Genomic DNA, 21,747 nt, shown 5'->3' with positions numbered 1-21,747 from the left:
CAGAGCCGTCCTTTTTCATGCCCCGTGTTTACGACAGAGCGCCGTTTTCCGGGTGAAGATATTCGTTGATGATATTGGTAATGTACTGTTCTTGCGCGTCCTTATCCAATCCGGATAAAGCCGGTTTTTCCAGACTGGAAGTATCATCCGCGTAAGTAATAACATAGGACCGCGCGGGCGTTTCGCTGACTTCAATCCTTTTCAGCTCCCAGCCCTCGTTTTTGAGTATCCGGTCAATTTTGTCCCGAAAGACTTCACATATATTTTCCAGAGTGGGATTTATTTCGTCAAAAGGTTCCACTTCGTTGATCAGCTTGTCCTGATACTTGTCGAACATCGCGTCAATAACCGCTTCCATATCGTTGAAACGCACAAAGCGATCGTTCCTCTTAACGGCTATAATGCTGATTTCCCAGGTGTGCGGATGTACTTCGCCGGTTCGGCCGTTAATTTGAATCGCATGGTTTGCGTTCAGATAAAATTTAAACTTGTACTGTTCAAATCCCAATTTTCATTTCCCCTTTACGCATTGTCCGCACGCGTTTTTGTTTATGTATGAAGAAGCAGGAAAAAACAAAAAGATCGGACCGGACAACCTTGCGGAATTTCGAAAATTCCTCCGTAATATTGCTGGTACGCCAACTATTGTGCCCTTTTATGCTGTTGATGATCCCCGCAACACGGATCCAGAAAACAATAAAATTGTAGAGCGGCAGCAGAAATATCAGATAGAACTTAGACCGGTAGAAGCTTTTGTATTCCGGGAAATTCGAAAAGTAGATATTGACGTTCAGATAGAATAAAAATGTTGTTAAAACATACATACAGTATAAAATCAGAACGGATGTGACAATATGCTGTACCTGGGAACCCCAGAACGCAAGGAAGATAAGCGCAAAGTACCAGATCATCCGGGGAAAGACAAACGTATGGTCAAACAGCAGGAGACGCACCATAAAGTTCGAAAAGAAGCCGGGCAGTAGTGAGAATTTTTCCATATGGAACATGTGGGCGACTTCCAGCTCGCCGCGCTGCCAACGCTGGCGCTGCACATACAGCTTGTTGAAGTCTTCGATCGGGTCCACCAGAAAAAACGCGTTTTCACAGATATACACCTTTTGCTTCAGCAGCTTGCGCACCTGAAAGGTTACGTGGGTGTCTTCGCTGACGGTGTCGGTGTTGTAGAGCTGCGTTTTCAAAATAGTGGATTTCCGGAAGGCGGAAAACGCGCCCGACAGGGTAAAAATACTGTTCAGCTCCGCTTCGAAATTCCTGCCGACCAGAAACGCCTGGCAGTATTCCATGAATTCCAGTTTGCGGAACAGGCGCTTTAAGGGACCCTTCGTCTGATTAATTAAATCCGGGTCGGTCAAAATGCTTCCCGTCATACAATGGATGTTCAGGTTGTTTTCAAACCGCACGACGATGTTCTTCAGCGCGTCGGGGTGCAGCTTTCCGTCGCTGTCGATATGGATTATGTATTTTCCTTCGCTGTTATACAGCGCCATATTCAGCGCCTTGGATTTACCCTGCTTTGCGTTCAGCCACTGCATGGACAGCTTCGGGAATTTCGCTTGCGCCATTTGATAGACAAGGAAACTGTCATCGGTGCTTTTGTTATTCACCAGCAGAATATCGATTAAGTCCATGGGGTAATTGGAATGATAAACGGATTCAAGGCACGCTTCCAGCGTATCGCTGGAATTGTAAACCGGGATAATCAGGGAGATTTCGGGCAAAAGGATCGGGTTCTTTTCCTTTTTTTGGCGAACCCCCTTTTTCAGAAGCAGGAAAAAGCTGATTACGGAAGGCACGCCTTCCATTACAAGCGGGATAAAGATCCATGCCAGCCAGAAAATGAACTGGCTGGATAAAAATTTAATGATTTCCAGCATAACGGAAGCCTCCGACTTTCTGCCTTCTGATCTGGGCTTTTGTAAACACAAGGAAATAGAGGGCGATGGAAAGGATGTAGAACACCATGCGCCCCACTATGGAATGCGCCAGATAGAAAGCGCTCAAACCGCGGTAGTAAACCATCATACAGATTAGGAATACGCGCAGGATGTTTGCGGCAAATATCCAGACAACCGCCCCCACTCCGATCATCAGCTTTTCCTTGACGCTGAAAACGGGGAAAAAGCAAAGCATGCAGAGAAACGCCATAATTTCAATAATCCCGGAACATTCCAGGTCAATATACAGGGAAATGACGGAGGATTTCGCGTTGGGAACAAATAAGATTCCCAGTTGCGTGGAGGCTTCGTACATATGCGTTGCCTGTCCCACCAGCCCCGAAACGTAGGATATTAGTTTGGAGAAAGGAACGGACAGGGAAGGGCTGACCCATATCATCATAAAGACAAAAACGCCCACACTACCCCAGACAAAGGTAAAGAAATCCAGTTTGGAACGGTATCCGACCCTAAGAATATAAAGCCATATGATAAAACACAGGATGGAAACTGCCGTCATACCAACTGTTTACCTTTCTTTCTGTAAAGTAAATATCCAGCAACGGCGAAAGCGGCACAGACCGCAATGCCGATATAGGGAGCAGTATCCGTACCGGCGCACGCGATATGCCGGTACATGAGGTTGGGGGTAAAGAATTCCAGAACGCGGATATCGTCCGGGTCAATGCTGGGTCTCTGGCGTTTCAATTCCGAAAACGGGATTTTCATTTCCAGTTCGTCGTTCACGCCGCCCGGATTCCTTTTCAGTATGGCCTTTGAACCTTTTGCAATGCTCCAAGCAATGCCGGAATCCCCGTGCCTTACCTCTACCGGGTGGATTCCGGGACCGAACGAAGAACTTGTAATCGTGCGTCCTCCGGGCATTACGACCTGAAACATAACCCGTTTCCCGTCGCACCAGAATTCATAATCGTCGCCGATGATGCTGTGGTAGTAGTTTTTTGCCATAATAATATGTAAGTAAACGTATTGGTCGTCCCTGTAAAGCGACATCTTATGCCGGATTGTTGTGTTGTAGGGCTTTCCATTTTCATCGGTGTAGGTAACTGTTTCGTTTTTTTGCGTGGCAGGGTTCCATTGGTTATACAGGATATAGGGGTTGTTCCAGTTATATTCGTAGGAATACGGAACGTCTTTCCAGTCGTCGAAATTCCCGTCAATCTGAATAACGGAATTGCCGGAGCTCGATGGGATTCCGCTTGCAAAAGCATATGCCGGGGAGCAAATCGCCATAAGCGCGGAAAGAACCAGCAGTATAAAAAAACGATGTTGCTTCATTTGTACACGCATCCTTTCTTGGTTATTATAGTAGGCAGAATTAAAAAATTTCTTTTTCTGATATACTAAAAATCCGGGTAGGGGTTTCGCTGATTTCCAGCGTTAATAATTCGAATCCGTTTTCCCAGACGATGGATTTCAAATGGCTGTAAAAAACTCTTCCGATATTTTCAATGGTGGGATCCAGCTCATAGAAGGAAGCGGTTTCGTTCAGATATGCCCCTTCATAAATTTTAAAATAATTCTGTATAATTTTTTCGATTACATCATATTTACTGAATTTATTGTTAAAATTTTGTAAATATAGAATGATTTTTATTGTGTGAAAATGAGCCGACTGCTTTGATACAGAAACCGGGTTATGCGAAATATGCAGTTTGAATGTGTATTTGTAGGCTTTGTTCCACATGTGTTTCCTCAAATCGACAAATTTCTCTTTTTTTCTATTTTATCACAGTTTCTTTAATCTGTAATCAAGAAAATAAAAATAAATGCTAGAATACCATAGATTATTGAAAAAAAGGAGTGCGGATCTTTGCGCGGATACCTTGCAAGTTCCAGAAAAAATCGGATTTTTCATTTGTTTTATGAAAAGCCCTCCTCTTTTCCGGAGTGGCTATTTTTCCTGCTGCGGTGTGTTTTTTTGGTTACTTTTACCTGTATTTTCTTGAATGTTTGCTTTTTGAATGCCAGCAGTATGTTTCAGTTTGATATGCCGTTTTCCATTACTATGGCGGGTGTCCTTCTGGTTGTTCTTTTTTTATTGCTCTATAAAGCGAGGGGGATTTCCAAAAGTTGTTCTGCGTTCTTTTCCTTTATCCGCAGGCATCCTGTTCCGTGGGCCGCCGCCGGCCTGTTGGTGCTGTTTGCCCTTCAGATGGTAATGGTACAGGCGATTTACCGCCCGATCGGTTGGGATTGCAGCACCATTGTGGAATCCGCTGCAAAGGGGGATTTGTCCTCACAGCGTTTTTATTTCTCGACCTACCCGAACAACCTACTAATGTTCTGCCTGCTGAAATATCTGCTGAAAGCCTTTTTTGCCTTCGGCGGCACAGATTACTGGCTGTTTTTGGCGGTCGTGAATGTCCTTGTTGTGGACATAGCAATTTTTCTGGTGTTTCTGATTTGCAGGAAGCAGTTTGGAACCACCTGCGGGTTTGTGTCCCTTCTTCTGTTTGTCATGCTTTTCGGTTTTTCGCCGTGGCTGGTAGTGCCGTACTCCGATACGTTTTCCATGCTGTTCTTCCCGCTTATTTTTCTGCTGTTTCTGAAATGGCGGGAGGAGAAACGGATTGTATGGAAAGGCGCGCTTCTGTTCCTAATCGGTTTTTTGTCGATGGTCGGGTATTATATCAAACCCTATACATTGATCGCCTTGTTTTCAATCGTTATTTATTTGTTTATCCAAAACCTGAACCGCTTGAAACAGCTTGGGTTATGCCTTCTTTCTTTCGTTCTAATTTTCGCCGGCGCGGCAAGTTGCGGTGCGGCTTATAACGTAACTGTGAAGGAACCGTATGCAGAGGTTCTGGACTATTCCCAAGCCCTGCCGATGTCCTATTTTTTTATGATGGGGTTAAATACAAAGGTGTCGGGGAGTACGGGAAAGCCGCTGTATGGCGCGTACAGCGGCGAGGACAATTTGTTTGCATACACGCTGAAAACGCCGGAAGAAAAGAAAGCCGGAACACTCGCAGAGGCAAAAAGGCGCATAGCGGCGTACACCCCCAAGGGATACGCCCGGTTTTTATATAATAAGGCGAACTGGGTGTTTAGCGACGGAACCTTCTGGGTGGAGGGGGAAGGCTACGATGTGGACCAGCCGAGCGTATCGACCGCGCCCTTCAGCAAATGGATGCAAAGTTATTTGCGTTTTTACGGGGCGAATTACCCTCGGTTTGCAAATCTGGTGCAGGCTGTCTGGATTGTGCTTCTCTTTTTGCTGATCTGCCCTTTGCTGAACAACAGCGACGATTATAAAATGCCCCTGATGAATATCCTGCGAATCGCGGGCCTTGGATTTCTACTGTACCAGCTTTTGTTTGAGGCCCGGCCGCGTTATATTATTTCGGCCCTTCCGGTTTTTGTCCTTCTCGCAGTCTGCGGATTTTCCTACTTTCATAAAAATTTGTCCAGCTACGAGGAGTCGGATTTTAAGATTCCCGAATAAAAGAAGCCCGCTGCGGTTCGCGGGCTTCTTTTCTTAATCCGGCCCCTTGTTTTTTACAGAGGTGCAATATCGGCATATTTAATAAAATTTATTAAACTGGAAAACGATTAACTGTTAAAAAATTGGAGATTATAATAAATAATAATAGTTTGTTAATCTTTTGATTAACAGTTAACAAATAAGAGGAAGGAGTAAGAAAATGAAAGGATTTGCAATGTTAGGAATCGGAAAAACAGGTTGGATTGAAAAAGACCGTCCCGCCTGCGGCCCCATGGACGCAATTTGCCGCCCAATTGCCTTGGCACCCTGCACATCGGATATTCATACGGTTTGGGAAGGTGCGCTTGGAGAGCGCAAAGACATGATCCTCGGCCATGAAGCGATCGGTGAGGTTGTTGAAGTAGGCAGCCTTGTAAAAGACTTTAAGCCGGGCGATAAAGTTATTGTCCCCGCGATTACTCCTGATTGGAATTCCCTTGAAGCACAGGCCGGTTACCAGATGCATTCCGGCGGGATGCTTTCAGGATGGAAATTTTCGAACTTTAAAGACGGCGTGTTTGCGGAATTTTTCCATGTAAACGATGCCGACGGCAATTTGGCGCATCTTCCGGAAGGAATGGACCCTGCGGCCGCCTGTATGCTGGCCGATATGGTGCCTACCGGCTTTCACGGCGTGGAGCTTGCCGATATCCAGTTTGGCGATAGTGTGGTCGTTGTCGGTATCGGACCGGTAGGCTTGATGTCTGTAGCCGGTGCGGTTCTCCGCGGCGCTTCCCGCCTGTTTGCTGTTGGTTCCCGCACCAATTGCATCAATGCGGCGAAAGCCTACGGTGCTACGGATATTATTAATTACCGCGAAGGCGATATTGTAGAGCAGGTTATGGAAAAGACGAACGGTAAGGGCGTTGACCGCGTTATCATTGCGGGCGGCGATGTTGACACGTTTGCACAGGCGATTAAAATGCTGAAGCCGGGCGGAAAAATTGGCAACGTCAACTATCTTGGCGAAGGCGATTATATTAAGATCCCGCGTGTTGAATGGGGCTGCGGCATGGGTCACAAGGCGATTGCCGGCGGCTTAATGCCGGGCGGCAGGCTCCGCATGGAAAAACTGGCTTCCCTTATGGTATCCGGCAGGCTCGATACCAGCAAACTGGTTACCCATCGCTTTGAAGGCCTTGATAAGGTTGAAGAGGCACTCATGTTGATGAAAGATAAACCGAAGGATTTGATCAAGCCGGTTGTAACCATCAAGTGGTAAGAAAATATACTTTTAAAGCCGTCCGTCTTTTCAACGGGCGGCTTTTCTTATATCCTATCCAATTGCGCCGGGGCGGCTGATTTTCCGGCTGTATTATCGCTGCAATTTCAGAAAGGTTTCTGTTAAGATTTTACAAGTACTGTTTTCTGATTTATAATAGCAATATCCTTTGTCGGCCCTTTTGCTTCGTGTGAACCGGAAGATAGCGTATAACTTGAAGGCGAAACCCCATTGTACGGTCAAAAGGGCGGCTGATTCCATCGGCAAAAGCAGCATACATAAATACGTCAAAAAGTACTGGAGGTCTACAGATGATAAACAAATTTTGCGCTTCCCCGCTCTGGGAATGCAGCCAAACCCTTGCCGCAGTTGCACAGGGAAGAAAACCCGCCGAAACAGTCATTCGCAACGCAAAGCTAATAAATGTTTGTACGGGCGAAATCCTTCCGGATACGGATGTTGCGATTGCCAGCGGAAGAATTGCGCTGGTGGGCAATGCGGAGCATTGTATCGGCGAAAGCACAGCGGTAATCGACGCGCAGGGGCAGTACATCGCCCCTGGCTTCCTGGACGGGCATATTCATGTGGAATCCTCCATGATGAGCGTGGGGGAATACGCGCGCGCGGTTGTGCCGCACGGAACAACCGGCATTTATATGGATCCCCATGAAATCTGCAATGTGCTGGGGCTTGACGGGGTTCAATGCATGATTGAAGACGCCAAGCGGACGCCGCTGAAAACCATGGTGACTACGCCGTCCTGTGTCCCGGCGGTTCCGGGCTTTGAGGACACCGGCTGTTTTATCGGTCCGAAGGAAGTGGCGGAGACGATGAAATGGGACAGCGTGGTCGGTCTTGGCGAAATGATGAATTTCCCAGGCGTCCTGTCTTCCAGCGAACATGCGCACGGCGAACTAGCGGAAACCCTGAAAGCGAATAAAATCATAACCGGCCATTATTCCATGGCGGAAACCGGACAGGGCCTGAACGCCTATATTGCTTCCGGCGTGCGCTGTTGCCACGAGTCCACCCGCGAGGAAGACGCGCTTCAAAAAATGCGCCTCGGTATGTATGCTATGTTCCGTGAAGGATCCGCATGGCACGACTTGCATGAAGTGGCGAAAAGTATTACCCAGCATAAGATTGACACCCGCTTCGCGGTGCTCATATCCGATGACACGCACCCGTACACGCTCTTAAGCCAGGGGCACCTTGACCACATTGTGCGCCGCGCGGTGCAGGAGGGCATCGACGTTGTTACGGCGATACAGATGGTAACAATCAACTGCGCCCAGTGCTACCAGATGGATCACGATCTCGGCTCCATCGCGCCCGGAAAATGCGCGGATATCGTATTTATTAACGATCTGGAGAAGCTGGAAATTACAAGGGTTCTGATCGACGGCAAAACCGCGGCGAAAAACGGAAAGCTGACGGAGGAGCTTGGGGAATACCGCTATCCGGAATGGGCGACAAAATCCATGCGTGTTCGCGGCACGATCACGCCGGAGTCCTTCCGGATTTCTGCCGAAGGGCAGGAGGTAACCGCGCGCGTGATTGAAATTATACCGGAGCGGGTCGGCACCTTTGAGCGCCATATAAAATTGAGGGTACAGGACGGTCAGGTTTCGTCCGACACAACGCAGGATGTTCTGAAAACCGCGGTTTTCGAACGCCACCATGAAACCGGGAAAGTCGGGTTCGGCTTTGTAAAGGGCTTTGGTATCCGGTGCGGCGCGATGGCCTCCACCGTTGCGCATGACGCGCATAATCTGCTGGTGATCGGAACCAACGACGAAGATATGGCGCTGGCGGCAAACACGCTGATTGCTTGCGGAGGCGGCATGACCGCCGTGCAGAACGGTAAGGTGCTGGGGACAGTTCCGCTCCCAATCGCGGGCCTGATGAACGACAAGCCTCTGGAAGAAATGAGCAGGATTGTGGAGAATTTGAGCGCCGCATGGAAACAGATCGGGTGCAGTATCGTTTCGCCGTTTATGACGATGGCATTGATTCCGCTTGCCTGCCTTCCGGAGCTTCGCTTAACGAACCGAGGGTTGGTGGACTGCACAACCTTCCAGTTCGTCCCGCTTTTTCTTCCCGATTGATCGGTTTTTAGGCAGGGGGGAGCCGTATCAGTATTCCCTGCTGGCAATATGCCCAAAAATCACCCGGAATATCCGCAGCATGCGGGTTTCACCGGGTGATTATATTCTCTATAAATACGTTAATCCGAAGCCTTGTTTTTATCCGGTATGCAGACAGATAAAATCATGCACAGGATGGATATAATGAGAAACAGGATAAGCAGGATATGGAGGGAACTGTTTAAGGCTTCCTTTGTCAGCTCGCCGGTGACGGCGGGATGGGTTGTAGAGGACTTGTATAAATTCCCGGGATCCACCCCATGAATGCCCCGTTCCACAAAGAATTTTGTAAGAAATAAATTGAAAACGCTTCCGAAAATGCTGATCCCGATGGTTTCCCCCAATGTCTTTACCAGGGAATTCGCGGCGGTTGCGGCGCCTCTTTTATTGTATTCTACGGATTGCTGTATCATGATTGTCAAAATCGTAAAAGCGCCCCCAAGGCCAAACCCCATTATAAATACGTAGAGCAAAACGAGGATCAAGGGGGATTTTGTTCCTAAAGTCGGAAGGCACAGGGTGCTGACCAGAAGAATGCCGTTGGAAATCAGGTTCGCTGCCTTTCCGCCACGCCGCACCATGCACCTTCCTAGGACGACCGATGCGATGAGCCACGAAATCGACATCGGTGCCATGCTTAATCCGGAAATTTTCGCGCTGAGGCCGAGTACGTTTTGCAGGTAGATCGGCATATAGCAATCCATGCCAATCATAATCGTGGAGGCCAGAAAGCAAATGATATTCGCAAGCGTGCTTTCTTTTGTAAATATATCAAAGGGGAAAATCGGCTCCTTAGCTTTTTTCTCAATTTTGTAAAACAGGAGCAGCAGAAAAAGCGTCAATGTTATCGACGCGATGAAATATGGTTTCTGGTTTGTATTTCCCGTATTCATTGATAAAAACATATTTAAAAAGATCAGCATTGCCGCGGACAAAGTAATAATTCCGGCAAAATCAAAGGGCTGCTTTTTCTTTTCGAAGCTTTCTTTGATATTCCTTTGGAGAAGAATTACCGAAAGAATGCCAAAAGGAATATTGATGAAGAAAATCCAGTGCCAGGTCAGCGTTTCAATGATGATACCGCCGAGAAACGGTCCCGCCAGGCTGGCAATTCCCCAGACCGTTCCGAGCATTCCCTGTACCTTTGGCCTCTCTTCCAGCGTAAAAACGTCCCCCACGATGGTGTATGTAACCGTAAAAATCGAACCGGCACCCAGCCCTTGAAGGACGCGGAACCCGATCAGCATATACATGTTCTGGGATAATCCGCACAGGAAGCTTCCGGTTATAAAGATGAATATTCCAATGGAGAGAGTGTTTTTTCTGCCGTAAAGGTCGGAGAGCTTCCCGTAAATCGGCGTGGTAATTGCGGATGCCAGTAAGTAAACCGAAAAGACGAAGCTGATCATCTGGAATCCCTGCAAATCCTTCACAATTGTCGGAATCGCGGTCGTTACGACTGTTCCTTCCACAGCGCCTAGAAACATCGCCGTCATAAGCGCGATCATTAAACTTCTCTTTTTCGTATTCATACCTTATCATCCTTATCCGTTATCTGTTTGCGAGTAAAGCAAATGGGCAAATGCGGTCGGTTTGACCTACCAATTCTTAATTATTCACGAAAAGCAAAGTACTTTTTATCTTACATGATTTATGGGTTATTAGCAAGGAAAACTGCTATGTTTCAGAGAATTTGCGGTTATAAGAATAAAACAGTAGAAGTTTCTTTGAAAAAGCTTAAATTTTACGTAGGTTTGTAGTATAATAATCAAAAAGAAAGCGGCGCAGCGAGTTCCAAAATTTTTAAGCATTTGGGAGCCGAACCCACCGGGTTTGCGCCCCCTTTTTGTATGGGTCGTGAAATACGAATTTGTGCAACAGAAGGGATGCTTCGGTTTGAAGATACAATATATATCCGTTCCAAACGGAGCGGCGGTTCTTTCATGCGAGGGCGCCGGCTCCGTAGTTTCCATTCCGGAATGCGTTGACGGCCTGCCGGTTCGGGAAATCTGCGCGTACGCTTTTTCCGCTCCGGCCGCCGCCAGACGCTTGCCTCCCAAGGCGGAAATCCGCTCTGCACGGGTAAGCGCCCCCGTGCCGGGAATCGGAGAAACGTTCCTAGGCGGCGCTTCTCTGCGGGAAGTGCAACTGCCTCCCGGGGTACAGGTTATCGGGGAGTACGCGTTTTATAACTGCACCGCGCTGGAACGCCTCTGCCTTAGCGCGGGCGCGGCACGCATCGGCAACGGCGCCTTTATGAACTGTGGCGCGCTGAAGGAAATCCGCTTTTTCGCTTCCCCGGACGAGCAGACCTGCCTGCCCGGCCTTTTAACGGAAACACAGCAGGAGGTGCGTGTTGAGTTCCACGGCGGCGGAGAAACCGCTGTTTGGATTTTTCCCGAATATTTTGAGGAGTCCGTGGAAAACGCTCCCGCGCATATCTTTGAGCATTTCATCCATGGCGCGGGTTACCGTTACCGGCAGTGCTTTCAAGGAAACCGGGTGGACGCGGTTAATTACGATCAGCAGTTTCCCATGGCAAAGATTGAGGCCGAGCCCGCGGCGGCGCTACGCATCGCGCTGGAACGCCTGCGGCATCCTTTTCATCTATCCGAGGCTGCCGAAAAACAGTACCGGGCCCATTTAACAGAAAACGCCGTTGCCGCGGCGGGTCTTTTGATTACGGACGACGACCCGGAGGGGCTTGTGTTTTTGGCCGAAAACGGGATATTGACGCGGGAGAGCATCGGCGCGGCGGCGGAAGAAGCGGCGCGCAAGGAGCGCGCGGAATGCCTGAGCGTTTTACTCAACGAACAGCACGCCCGTTTTGCCCCGAAGGAAAAAGTGTTTGACCTGTAGCAAACAGGAAAAGAAGGGAGGCAAAGCCATGCAGGCAGAAATGGAAGAGCGGGTCCGGAAAATCGGCAATGAGATTCTGACGTCGTCGCGCGCAGAACTCTACCTTCATATGCGGTTTCTGGACCTTGCGCTTAGCGTCTTTACTTACGAGATGCGGCCATCCACCGCGTTTATGGGAACGGACGGAACCGCTCTTTATTACGACCCGGACAAGCTGATTGACCGTTACCGCAGAAACCGCGCTCTTGTAAACCGCGGGTATCTTCACTTGGTGCTTCATTGCGTGTTCCGCCACCTTTGGAAACCCCGGCGGGAAGATCGGGCGCTCTGGGATCTTGCCTGTGATATTGCGATGGAATTTGTGCTGGACGGCCTTCCATACCGTAGCGTCCGGCTTGCCTCCACGAGCTTCCGGCAGAATTTTTACGATACCCTTCGCGCAAGGCTCAAAGTGCCCACAGCGGAAGGAATTTACATCATGTTGGAGGAAATGCGCCTGCCGGCGCGGCAGCGCGAACAATTGGAACGCGAATTCCGCATCGACGACCATTCCTTCTGGCCGGACCCGGACGAAAAACCGCCCGCCGGCGCGCCCTCTCCCCGGCAGAATTGGGACGATATCAGCCGGAAAATGCAGACGGATATGGAAACCCTTTCGCGCGACCCGGCGCAGCAGTCCGAGGCTTTGCTGCAGCAGGTGCGGGTGGAAAACCGGGAGCGGTACGACTACCGCCGTTTCTTGCAGAAGTTCGCCGTCCTTCGTGAAGAGCCCCGTCTGGATTTGGATTCGTTCGACCCGGGTTTTTATTCCTACGGGATGCGCCTGTACGGGAATATGCCGCTGATTGAACCGCAGGAGACGCGGGAATCCCGGAAAATCGAAGACTTTGTTATCGCGGTTGACACCTCCATGTCCTGTTCGGGCCGGCTGGTCAAAGCCTTTTTGGAGCAGACCTATTCGGTGTTAAGGGATACGGAGAGCTTTTTCCGGAAGGTCAATATTCATATTATCCAGTGCGACGAAGCCGTGCGTTCCGACCGGAAAATCACCAATGAAGCGGAACTGCGGGATTACATGGAGCATTTTAAACTGATCGGGAACGGCGGCACCGATTTCCGCCCGGTATTCCGCTATGTAGACGAATTGCTTGCGAAAAAAGCATTCCGCCGCCTGAAAGGCTTGATTTATTTTACGGACGGCCGGGGCGTTTTTCCGCAGCGCCGCCCGCCCTACGACGTTGCGTTTGTATTCATGCGGGAGGACTACACCGACGCCGACGTTCCGCCGTGGGCCATGAAGCTGATTCTGGAGCCGGGGGATTTCGGGGAGCTTCCGGGACCCACGGCGGACAGCCAAATTGATGATTGGGAGGAACTGCCTCATTATGAATATTAAATATGCAAAAGAGGAAATTAAAAATACGGTGCGAGCCTATCTGCAAAGGGATGAAAACGGGAATTACCGCATCCCGCCCATCCGCCAGCGCCCGCTGCTTTTGATGGGTCCTCCCGGTGTGGGCAAAACGCAGATTATCGAGCAGGTTGCCAGGGAATGTGGGGTTGCGCTGGTGGCCTATACCATTACCCACCACACAAGGCAAAGCGCCGTGGGCCTGCCGTTCATTGTCCAGAAAACATACGGCGCGCAGGAGCGTTCGGTAACGGAGTATACCATGAGCGAAATCATCGCTTCGGTTTACGATAAAATGGAGAGCACAGGCTTAAAGGAAGGCATCTTGTTTATCGATGAGATCAACTGCGTTTCCGAAACGCTGGCCCCGACCATGCTCCAGTTCCTTCAGGGCAAAACCTTCGGGAACCAGAAAGTGCCGGAGGGCTGGGTGATCGTGGCGGCGGGAAACCCGCCTGAATACAACCGCTCGGTGCGGGAATTTGACATTGTCACGCTGGACAGGGTGCGGAAGATAGAGATTGAGCCGGATTTCGCCGTCTGGAAGGAATACGCCTACCGGCAGTCCATCCATGGTGCGATCCTCACGTACCTGGAAATCCGGAAAGAAAACTTTTACCGGATGGAAACCACGCCCGACGGGATCCTGTTTGCAACGGCGCGCGGCTGGGAGGATCTCTCTGAAATCATCGGCGTATACGAAACGCTTTCGCTTCCGATCGGGCAGGAATTGGTGCTCCAGTATATCCAAAACCCCACCATTGCGAAGGACTTCGCCAATTATTATGAGCTTTACAATAAATACCGCGACGATTACCGTGTGGCCGAAATCCTCAACGGCCATTTTTCGGATGAAGCGGTTACAAAACTGCGTTTAGCGCCGTTCGATGAAAAGCTGAGCGTCATCGGGCTGTTGTTAAGCAAGCTGAACGAATTCTGCCGGCAGGCTTACCTGACCGACCGGTATACGGAAGATTTGTTTGCGCAGCTGAAGGAATGGAAAGCCCTTCTGGCCGGCGGCACGCCGGACGCTTCGCTGCGGCAGCTGGCGCAGGGCGCCGAGGATGCGCTTGCCCGGCGCAAGGAAAATGGGCAGGCGGGTGGTGAGGAAGAAACAGTTACCCGCCGCTGCGTCCGGACGCTGGAAGGCTATGCTGAAGCGCTGAAAATGGCAGGCCTGCGCGATGCGGACGCCGCGTTTGCGTTCGTAAAGGAGCGCTTCGGGGAAGAAATCGCGAAGCGCAAGGAAGAAATCGCTTCGGTTTCCGACGCGCTGGAACATGCGTTCCGTTTTATGGAGGCGGCGTTCGGCGAAAGCCAAGAAATAGTGATCTTTGTTACGGAGCTTACGGTAAACTTTTACAGCTCGCGGTTCATTCTGGAAAACGGTTGCGACTCCTATTATGTTTATAATAAAGGGCTTCTGTTTAGTGAGCGGCAGCAGGGCATTTTAAAAGAAATCGACAACCTGCGTGCCGCCCAGAACAGCGACGAACTCTAAATTTTTGTTTTCCTGCGATTCATACTGCCGTCCCATTTTACGATGGTTTTCTGGATTTTCCTTTTGTTTTTAATACACAATGCATAATTGCTTTTGGGACCGACTATAATGTGGGTAAACAGTATTAAACATAGAGGAGTTGTTTTTATGCCGCGTGGAGTTCAAAAATCCATAGAGGAAAGAATCGCTGGTATTGATAAAGAAATGGAAGAACTGAGTAGACGCCAAAAAAATATTCAATTGAAAATAAAAGATTTAGAGGCGAAAAAACAATCGTTATTGAATGAGAAAAAACAATCCCAACTTGCTGAGCTTGCCGGCTTGCTGGAAAAATCGAAGCTGTCGCCGGAAGAAGTGATCAGGAAGTTGACAGAATCCAAGCAGGGCAGGGAATCCGCGTAAGAGCCTTTTGAATCGTACAGAAAAAAGGAGCGCAGCGAAACGGCTGCGCTCCTTTTTATACGTTTATTAAGAACCGATTGTTATGCTTTATATCCGTTTTTACGGGCGATGGCTTCCTCGCGGATTTCCTTGCGCATTCCCTTAAGCGCTTCCTCACGGTTCTCATTTTTCGCTATGAGGTTTCTCCGCATGGTTTCGTCGGAAGTTTCTTCAATCATTTCCTCCGCCTTGCGCATATTTTCAATGGTATGGTTAATATTTTCCTGAATGCGTTCCACATTGTCGCTGCGGTCATCCGGTTTTGGTTTCATTTTCTTCTCTCCTTTCACAGTCACTACTGATTTTATTATTTTGAGCCACGCTTTAATTATAAGTAGAAATTGATTCCAGTTATTCGTACGATTCCATTGCGGGTACAGGATTGTTACAGTTTTCAATACGTGCTTTTGCAATATAAATCATATAAACAATAAAATAAGCAAAAGGATCGGCTGGCGCCTTTGAAGCTTTCGTCCAAAACGGAAGAATAGAAAAATTTATTATCAAGTTCAGAATACTTTATAAAAAAGAGCCCGTTAAATTTGGGCTCTTTGATAGATTTCCTCCATCCTTGTATTCAGCTTATGGAACGGCTTCTTCAAGACGGCAAGGATTAAAAATGTTCCCAAAAAGATCAGCAGGGCGCGGATATTGTATTGCACGCTGCTCCAGACCGGCCCGGCGATCGCTTCGCGGTAACAGTTGATCGCATAGGTGAACGGCCACAGCGGTTGCAGTTTTCCGAAAATTTCCGGATTTGTCTGGATTGGATAAATTCCGCCGGCGCCCGCAATTTGGAATACCATCATAACCATGGCAATTGCCTTGCCAACGTTCCCGAAAAGGGAAACCAGCGTAAAGATCATTACGGTGAACGTAATGGAAGTTAAAACGCTTATGCCCATAAGCAGGCCAAAATCCGCGGGATTTACGCCCAGAAGAAAGACATCGCCCAAAGTGACGATGGTTGACTGAATCAGCGATAAAGACAGGAACAGCAGCATTTTTCCGAAATGCTTTTGCTTTAGATTTAATTTTATTCCCCCAACGGTATTCTCACATTCCACCGTAAGCAGCGCGCAGCTTAAAAGCGCGCCGACCCAAATTGCCAAAACGGTATAAAACGGAGTAAGGCCCACCCCGAACGTATCCGTATTGTAAACCGTTTCTTCTTTCACCTCAATGGGGGAGGACAGAAAGTCGGAAATTTCCGAAGGGTTATTTTCGGTGAGATCAATTAATTGGTCAATGTCTTCGATTGTCACATCGTCAATTTTGGAGTTTAACCGATCTAGATCATTCTGCAGGGTGGTAAGGTTGTCGTTCAGCCTATTTGCTTGGCTTACGGAAAGCCTGCTGCTGGCTCCGCCGAAAACAGCTAGTGCGTTTAACTGGGGCTGTATGGCTTTCCCCAGTTCGGCAAGGTTGTTGGCGTCGTCCAGCTTCGCGTTCAGGCTATCCACAAGACTGTTCAGAAGCGGCCTGCCGTTTACTTGGATATTATTCGAAACATCCTGCGTCTGCTTCGTAATCTCATTGCTGATTTCGGACAGGCTGTTCAGAGCCGCGTTGATGGAAGCCTTCGACGTGTCGGCGCGCAGGAGGGGAATTTGTTTGTCGAGCGCGTCCCTTTCGCTCACGACCAGGCGGTCCGCATACTTCAGGCTGCTTTCCAAAAGGCTGAGCGTGGTTAATTTATAGTTTGTGTTCAGGGTGCGAATTTGCTCGGCGTCGGCTTTTAACATGATGTGCACAGAATTGCAAAGGCTGCTGCATTGTTCCATAACGCCGATTACATCCTTGTTGATGCTGTTGCTGTTGATCTGCTGCAGCGTGGAAATCATTTGCTGGTTTCGGTTATTCAGCTCGGTCAGATTCTGGATGTCCGCATTTAAATCGGAGGAAATCGTCTGGATCGTCTGCTTTGTCTGCTGGGTCAGCGATTTGTTCGCATCCGTTATATTTTGCAGGCTGTTTAGCTGTTCCGTAACTTTTGGAAGCGTGGTTATGCACTGGTTTAAATACTGCTGGAGTTTTTCGGAGTCCTCATTTGCGGCCGATATGTGTTTCTTTAATCTGGCAATGTCGCTGTTTGTCTGTGTGAGTGTATTTTTCAGTTCCCGAATCCGTGAAGTTTTTAGATTGGAGCTGTTTATTTCGGATTTCAGCTCGTTGAGGGCTTCTTCCGTTACGGTTTTTACAAAACTGGTTTTGATGGTGCTGATCAGTTTGTTTTTGGCTGCATCCGTTATTTTCGTGGCAATGGAGTTTAATTTCATATTGACGCGATAAGAAATCGCGGGCTTCTGCGGGGTGGAGGTGGTCAAAGTAACCAGCTTGGATGAAAAATCATCCGGGATTTCAATAAGAGCATAGTATTTGCCCTCGTTCAGCCCGTAATTTCCCTGCCATTCGCTGACAAAAACCCAGCCGATGGATTCGTTTTTTTCCAACTCTTCAATCACGCTTTTGCCCACATTGATTACCTTGCCGTTGTATACGGTGCCCTGGTCTTTGTTCACAACCGCTACGGGCAGGTTGCCGGTATTTGAGTATGGGTCCCAGCATGCGTAAATGTTGATCCAGGCGTAAAGGGATGGCAGCAAGCACAAACCGACCATGATAATGATTACGGAAATGCTTCTGGCAATGGTTTTCAAATCACGGATAAAAACCAGAAATACCGGCCTTATGCCAAACATAAGAAATCGGCAGACGGTATTTTGTATTTTTTCGAATATATGCAATCGTTTCTTCATATCTACTCTCCAAGACCGGATTTTTTAAAATCGCATTCAAACTGATGGAACGTATTGTTCAGCGGCTCGACGGTAAGGTATCCGCCAATCAAGAAAACGGCAGCAAATATGGTCAGCAGCGCAAAGTTCGTAATCACGCTGCTGGGCAGAGGGCCGGCGATCGCTTCCCGAATCCCCCCTAATGTATAAGTGAAGGGGAAAAGGGGCTGCAGTATGCGGAAGATAAGCGGGTCAACCTGAATGGGATACGAGCCGCCGCTGCCGGCTACCTGTAAAATCAAATAGATGATGGACAGCGCCTTCCCAACGTTGCCAAGGGTGGAAGCCAGCGTGAAAGTAATAATCGCAAAAACGATGGAAGAGAAGACACAGAAGGTTACAAAAAGCGTGGGATTCACAACTTGGATTTTCAGAAGGAAAATATCCCCCAGAGAAATAATCAAGCCCTGCACCGCGGCTAAATTTACAAAAAGCAGCATTTTTCCAAAGTGCTTTTCACGAAGAGAAAGCCGTTCGATTCCGTCAAAGGGGGCCACCTCTGTTCTTAGGATTGAGTTCAGCACCAGGCATCCCACCCAAAGCGCCAGGGTGGTGTAGATGGGCGCCATGCCGGTGCCATAGTTCGGAATCGAATAGATCTGTTCTTCCTTAATCTCAAAAGGCTCGGAAATATAATTGCCCATAAGCTGCGGATCGTTTTGAAGAATGCTGATGATTTCTATAATATCGTCATTGTTTACCTGCTCGAATTTGCTACCGAGCGTGCTGATGATATCCTTGAATTCGTCAAGCTTGTCGTTGATTTTGGAAGAAAATTCGGAGGAGAGGCTGCTGCCTTCCTCGGCCGTTTTTACCATACTGGTGATCAGCCGGCTTAAATCCTGTGCGTTTTCAATTAGTGCGGAAGAGTCCTTTAACGCGACAATTGCATTGTCGCCGATGCTCTTTAAGTCGTTTTTTATGCCGGAATTATACAGGCTGAGCGCGCTGTTTAGCTGCGAAGAAATCCGGTTGCAATCGTCGTTCAGAAGGTCCGCCGTTTTTTTCGCAATACTGTTTGCCGAATTTAATTGGCTTTGAACATTGGAAATTTGATTTTGCTGATCTGTTATGTACGACTTGACCGCCCGTAAATGTTTTACCATTCTCTCCATCTGATCTTTTTTCTTTTCGTTTGAGGATATCACAGAGTTTAAGTATGTAACGGCGGTGCCGATTTTAGTGTTTGCGTAGTCAATTTGCTGCTGCGCGCGTGTAAGGACTTCATTTAATTCCTTCAGCGCGACCTGGACGGTTTTCTCCGAGGTTCTTAGATCTTCCAAAATGGCTTTAAGCGCTTCCTTTAAACCGGATTGCTGAATCGCTTTCATCGCGTTGATTGCTTGAGCAAGGTACGGGTTCTGGAGCGTCTGGTTCAGATTTTCCAATTGGATAATTACAACGCGCAGCGCCGCATCAACGGCGTCCAGGTCCTTTTCAAGCTGCAAGATTTTCGCGTCCAAAATCTTAAGGATCATATCCACAGAGCCGGAAGCCTTTTTTAATTGGTCTTGCAGATCCGCCAGCGATTTCCGCAGGTTTTTCAAAGAGGCTTGCAGCTTCGTTAAGGAAGTGATGGCACTATCTATGCCGGTGTCGTAATCGTAGGAGCTGCATTGGTTTAAATAGCGGATGGTTGCGTCGATGGAGTCGTCCATGGAGTCAAGCTGCGCGCTGATCATCGGCAAAGTCGTATTGATTTTCGACGCGTTTGCGCTGGAAACCGACTCGTTCAGGCTGGCAAACAGCTCCTTTACTTTTGTATTTGAGGCCTGCGTATGCTTTAGGTTCAAATCCACGTTTTCAATCGCGGTGTTTACTGCTGTCTGCATGGACTGAATGATTTTCTGCTTGTCGGAATTGTTGGTGCCGATGGCATCCAGGCTGCTCTGTATGGCCGGCATTGTATCGCCGATGCTTTTGAGGAACACGTTCAAGTTATCCGAGTTGGTCCCGATGTTGTCTAGCGAGTTTGTTATCACGTCCATATAACGGTTTAATTGGATTATATAATCTTTCACCTTAAGAACCGTTTCTTTGTTGTCATCTGCGCTTTCGCCGATCCTGTTCAATGTAGTGAAGGCGGATTCGTTTACGCTGGATATGAATTCCGCCGATACTTTCTCAACCAGCGTGTTGCTTGCAGTTGCCGTAATTTTCCCCGCGACAGGGTTGGCTTTTGTATCTACTTTATAGATGATTTGGGGCTTCTGTGGGGTATCCGTCAGTACGGTAAGAAACTTGGATGAAAAATCGGGCGGAATCTCGATCATGGCGTAATAGGTGCTGTCGATCAGACCCAAATTCGCGTCATTGGAATTAGTAAAAATCCATTTGATTTTATTGTTTTGCTTTAACTCCTCTACAATTTCATCGCCCACGTTTATTTCCTCATCTTTATAGATGTCGCCTTTGTCGTTGTTCACGACGGCGACGGAAATTTCCTCTGTGTTTTCATACACGTTCCAGCAAGCCTTTATGTTTACCCACGCATATAAAGACGGCAAAACACAAAGCCCGGCCAAAATAACGATTGCAACAGGATTTTTTGAGATTCGTTTCCAATCCTGCCGATATACTTTTTTAATATTTCGAAAGTTCATTTTGATTCCCCATTAATTAAAAATAATCTTACATTTAGAATTATATAGGATTTTTAGGCGTGTATAATATTAAAATAGATTAATATACCTTGCATATCACAGAACAACACAAGAATAAAAAGTAGCGGCAGAGAGGTTTCTATTTACAGAAACTTTTCTGCCGTATTTTATGTTTTGTGTAAATTGGGTTATACCCAGAACAGGCAATAATGGATAAAACGAAGAAACACAGTAGTGCGGGTGAAAGCATGGAGGCTTTCGGGAAACGCTTATTTCTTTTTTATGTACAATTCCAGGAGCTTTAACGTATTTTTTACGCCGTCGATATGGGACCGTTCGTACCCGTGCGAAGCATATACGCCGGCGCCGATCAGGCCGTGCTTCAAATCATAACCGGCGGCAAGCGCGGCGTCTGCGTCCGACCCATAGTAGGGGTACACGTCCACGGCAAAATCAAGTTTGCCCTCCTGCGCACAGCGGATCAAGTTCGTGGTCACTTCATAATCATAGGGGCCGTGGGAATCCTTGGCACAAATGCTGACCATCCGCTCGGTGCAGGCCAGCCCCTCGCCGATGCAGCCCATGTCTACGCTGATGATTTCCTCCGCGTCCGCCGGAAGGGCACCGCAGGCCCCGTGGCCGACCTCCTCATACACCGTAATAAAGACATAGACCTTTCGTTTGAGCTTCAGCTTTTTCTTCTGAAGATCCCTTGCAAGTCCCAGAAGGATCGCAACGGAAAGCTTATCATCCAGAAAGCGGCTCTTGATATACCCGCTTTTCGTGATGGTTGTGCGCGGGTCGAAGCAGACGAAGTCCCCGTTACAGATGCCCAGCGTCTCGGTATCCTTCTTTTCTTTTACATCTTCATCGATGACAATTTCCATGTCCGCAAAGGTTCTGTTCTGCTTGGAGTATTCGTCGTTGACGTGGACAGAGGGGTCGTTCATCTGGAGCGTACCTTCAAATACTTTGCCGGAGCGGGTGCGGATTCTGCAATTTTCGGTTTCACAGTTGTTGGCGTTTAAGCCGCCGATGTTCGTAATGCGCAACCTGCCGTTTTTCTTGATTTCAGCTACCATGCCGCCCAATGTGTCAATATGGGCGGAGAGGATCAGCGGGCTGCCTTCCCCGCCAAGATCACACACCACGCAACCCTTCTTTGTCCGATACGGATGATAACCAAGGCTTTCAAACTGCTCCATTGTATAGCGCGTAACATCTTCGGTAAACCCGCTTGGGCTGTCGATCGCAGTCAGCGCTTTTAACTGGTCGATTATATAATTCATTTTATACACT

Annotated in this window: 17 protein-coding genes; 7 read left to right on the top strand and 10 right to left on the bottom strand. The window is 48.3% G+C overall.

The window, feature by feature from the left end; translation table 11 throughout:
- Window positions 1–28: 28 nt before the first annotated feature.
- Genes P9B68_RS02545 through P9B68_RS02525 form a run of 5 tightly spaced genes read right to left on the bottom strand, consistent with a single transcriptional unit; the run spans window position 29 to window position 3,663 of the window.
- Window positions 29–508 (bottom strand): 6-carboxytetrahydropterin synthase, encoded by a 480-nt coding sequence (locus tag P9B68_RS02545; protein WP_277668409.1) that lies wholly within the window; start codon window positions 506–508, stop codon window positions 29–31.
- Complete coding sequence (locus tag P9B68_RS02540; protein ID WP_277668408.1) at window positions 498–1,895, bottom strand: TIGR03111 family XrtG-associated glycosyltransferase; 1,398 nt, start codon at window positions 1,893–1,895, stop codon at window positions 498–500. Before P9B68_RS02540 ends, P9B68_RS02545 begins: the two co-directional genes overlap by 11 nt.
- A complete protein-coding gene (xrtG, locus tag P9B68_RS02535) occupies window positions 1,879–2,475 on the bottom strand; it encodes an exosortase family protein XrtG (RefSeq protein WP_135657946.1) in 597 nt (198 codons plus the stop codon). Before xrtG ends, P9B68_RS02540 begins: the two co-directional genes overlap by 17 nt.
- Window positions 2,472–3,254 (bottom strand): Firmicu-CTERM sorting domain-containing protein, encoded by a 783-nt coding sequence (locus P9B68_RS02530; RefSeq protein ID WP_135657948.1) that lies wholly within the window; start codon window positions 3,252–3,254, stop codon window positions 2,472–2,474. Before P9B68_RS02530 ends, xrtG begins: the two co-directional genes overlap by 4 nt.
- A 40-nt stretch (window positions 3,255–3,294) precedes the next feature.
- Window positions 3,295–3,663 (bottom strand): 6-carboxytetrahydropterin synthase, encoded by a 369-nt coding sequence (locus P9B68_RS02525; protein ID WP_277668407.1) that lies wholly within the window; start codon window positions 3,661–3,663, stop codon window positions 3,295–3,297.
- A gap of 288 nt (window positions 3,664–3,951) precedes the next feature.
- On the opposite strand from P9B68_RS02525, the gene P9B68_RS02520 reads away from it, so the two are divergent.
- The 3 genes from P9B68_RS02520 to ade all read left to right on the top strand — a co-directional run bounded on the left by P9B68_RS02520 (window position 3,952) and on the right by ade (window position 8,796).
- Window positions 3,952–5,427 carry a glycosyltransferase family protein gene (locus P9B68_RS02520; RefSeq protein ID WP_135657952.1) on the top strand — a complete coding sequence of 492 codons (1,476 nt, stop codon included), beginning with the start codon at window positions 3,952–3,954 and terminating at the stop codon, window positions 5,425–5,427.
- A 199-nt stretch (window positions 5,428–5,626) separates the two neighbouring features.
- Window positions 5,627–6,688, top strand: coding sequence for an NAD(P)-dependent alcohol dehydrogenase (locus tag P9B68_RS02515; protein ID WP_277668406.1), 1,062 nt, complete (start codon window positions 5,627–5,629; stop codon window positions 6,686–6,688).
- Window positions 6,689–6,999: 311 nt separating this feature from the next.
- Complete coding sequence (ade, locus tag P9B68_RS02510; RefSeq protein ID WP_277668405.1) at window positions 7,000–8,796, top strand: adenine deaminase; 1,797 nt, start codon at window positions 7,000–7,002, stop codon at window positions 8,794–8,796.
- A 119-nt stretch (window positions 8,797–8,915) separates the two neighbouring features.
- On the opposite strand, the gene P9B68_RS02505 is transcribed toward ade, so the two are convergent.
- Window positions 8,916–10,367, bottom strand: coding sequence for an MDR family MFS transporter (locus P9B68_RS02505; protein WP_277668404.1), 1,452 nt, complete (start codon window positions 10,365–10,367; stop codon window positions 8,916–8,918).
- A gap of 364 nt (window positions 10,368–10,731) precedes the next feature.
- Here P9B68_RS02505 and P9B68_RS02500 point away from each other — a divergent pair, with 364 nt between their 5' ends.
- The 4 genes from P9B68_RS02500 to P9B68_RS02485 all read left to right on the top strand — a co-directional run bounded on the left by P9B68_RS02500 (window position 10,732) and on the right by P9B68_RS02485 (window position 15,008).
- Window positions 10,732–11,694, top strand: a complete 963-nt coding sequence (locus P9B68_RS02500; protein ID WP_277668403.1) for a leucine-rich repeat domain-containing protein — start codon at window positions 10,732–10,734, stop codon at window positions 11,692–11,694.
- Between the two features lie 28 nt (window positions 11,695–11,722).
- Entirely contained in the window at window positions 11,723–13,090 is a 1,368-nt protein-coding gene (locus P9B68_RS02495) for a vWA domain-containing protein (RefSeq protein ID WP_277668402.1), read from the top strand.
- Window positions 13,080–14,606, top strand: coding sequence for an AAA family ATPase (locus P9B68_RS02490; protein ID WP_135657966.1), 1,527 nt, complete (start codon window positions 13,080–13,082; stop codon window positions 14,604–14,606). The genes P9B68_RS02495 and P9B68_RS02490 overlap by 11 nt, the downstream gene beginning before the upstream one ends.
- 108 nt (window positions 14,607–14,714) lie before the next feature.
- Entirely contained in the window at window positions 14,715–15,008 is a 294-nt protein-coding gene (locus P9B68_RS02485) for a hypothetical protein (protein WP_277668401.1), read from the top strand.
- Between the two features lie 80 nt (window positions 15,009–15,088).
- Here the strand turns inward: P9B68_RS02485 and tlp are convergent, their stop codons facing one another.
- From tlp to P9B68_RS02465, 4 genes are all read right to left on the bottom strand, one after another.
- Window positions 15,089–15,319, bottom strand: a complete 231-nt coding sequence (tlp, locus tag P9B68_RS02480; RefSeq protein ID WP_135657970.1) for a small acid-soluble spore protein Tlp — start codon at window positions 15,317–15,319, stop codon at window positions 15,089–15,091.
- A 264-nt stretch (window positions 15,320–15,583) separates the two neighbouring features.
- Entirely contained in the window at window positions 15,584–17,806 is a 2,223-nt protein-coding gene (locus P9B68_RS02475; protein ID WP_277668400.1) for a YhgE/Pip domain-containing protein, read from the bottom strand.
- Window positions 17,807–17,808: 2 nt separating this feature from the next.
- Window positions 17,809–20,448: a YhgE/Pip domain-containing protein gene (locus tag P9B68_RS02470; RefSeq protein WP_277668399.1), complete on the bottom strand. Its 2,640-nt coding sequence runs from the start codon at window positions 20,446–20,448 to the stop codon at window positions 17,809–17,811.
- 269 nt (window positions 20,449–20,717) lie between these two features.
- Entirely contained in the window at window positions 20,718–21,737 is a 1,020-nt protein-coding gene (locus tag P9B68_RS02465; RefSeq protein ID WP_135657977.1) for a M42 family metallopeptidase, read from the bottom strand.
- Window positions 21,738–21,747: the final 10 nt, after the last annotated feature.

Source organism: Caproiciproducens galactitolivorans, from assembly GCF_029266045.1.
Taxonomy (GTDB): domain Bacteria; phylum Bacillota; class Clostridia; order Oscillospirales; family Acutalibacteraceae; genus Caproiciproducens; species Caproiciproducens galactitolivorans.
This window is presented reverse-complemented; position numbering and strand designations above follow the sequence as displayed.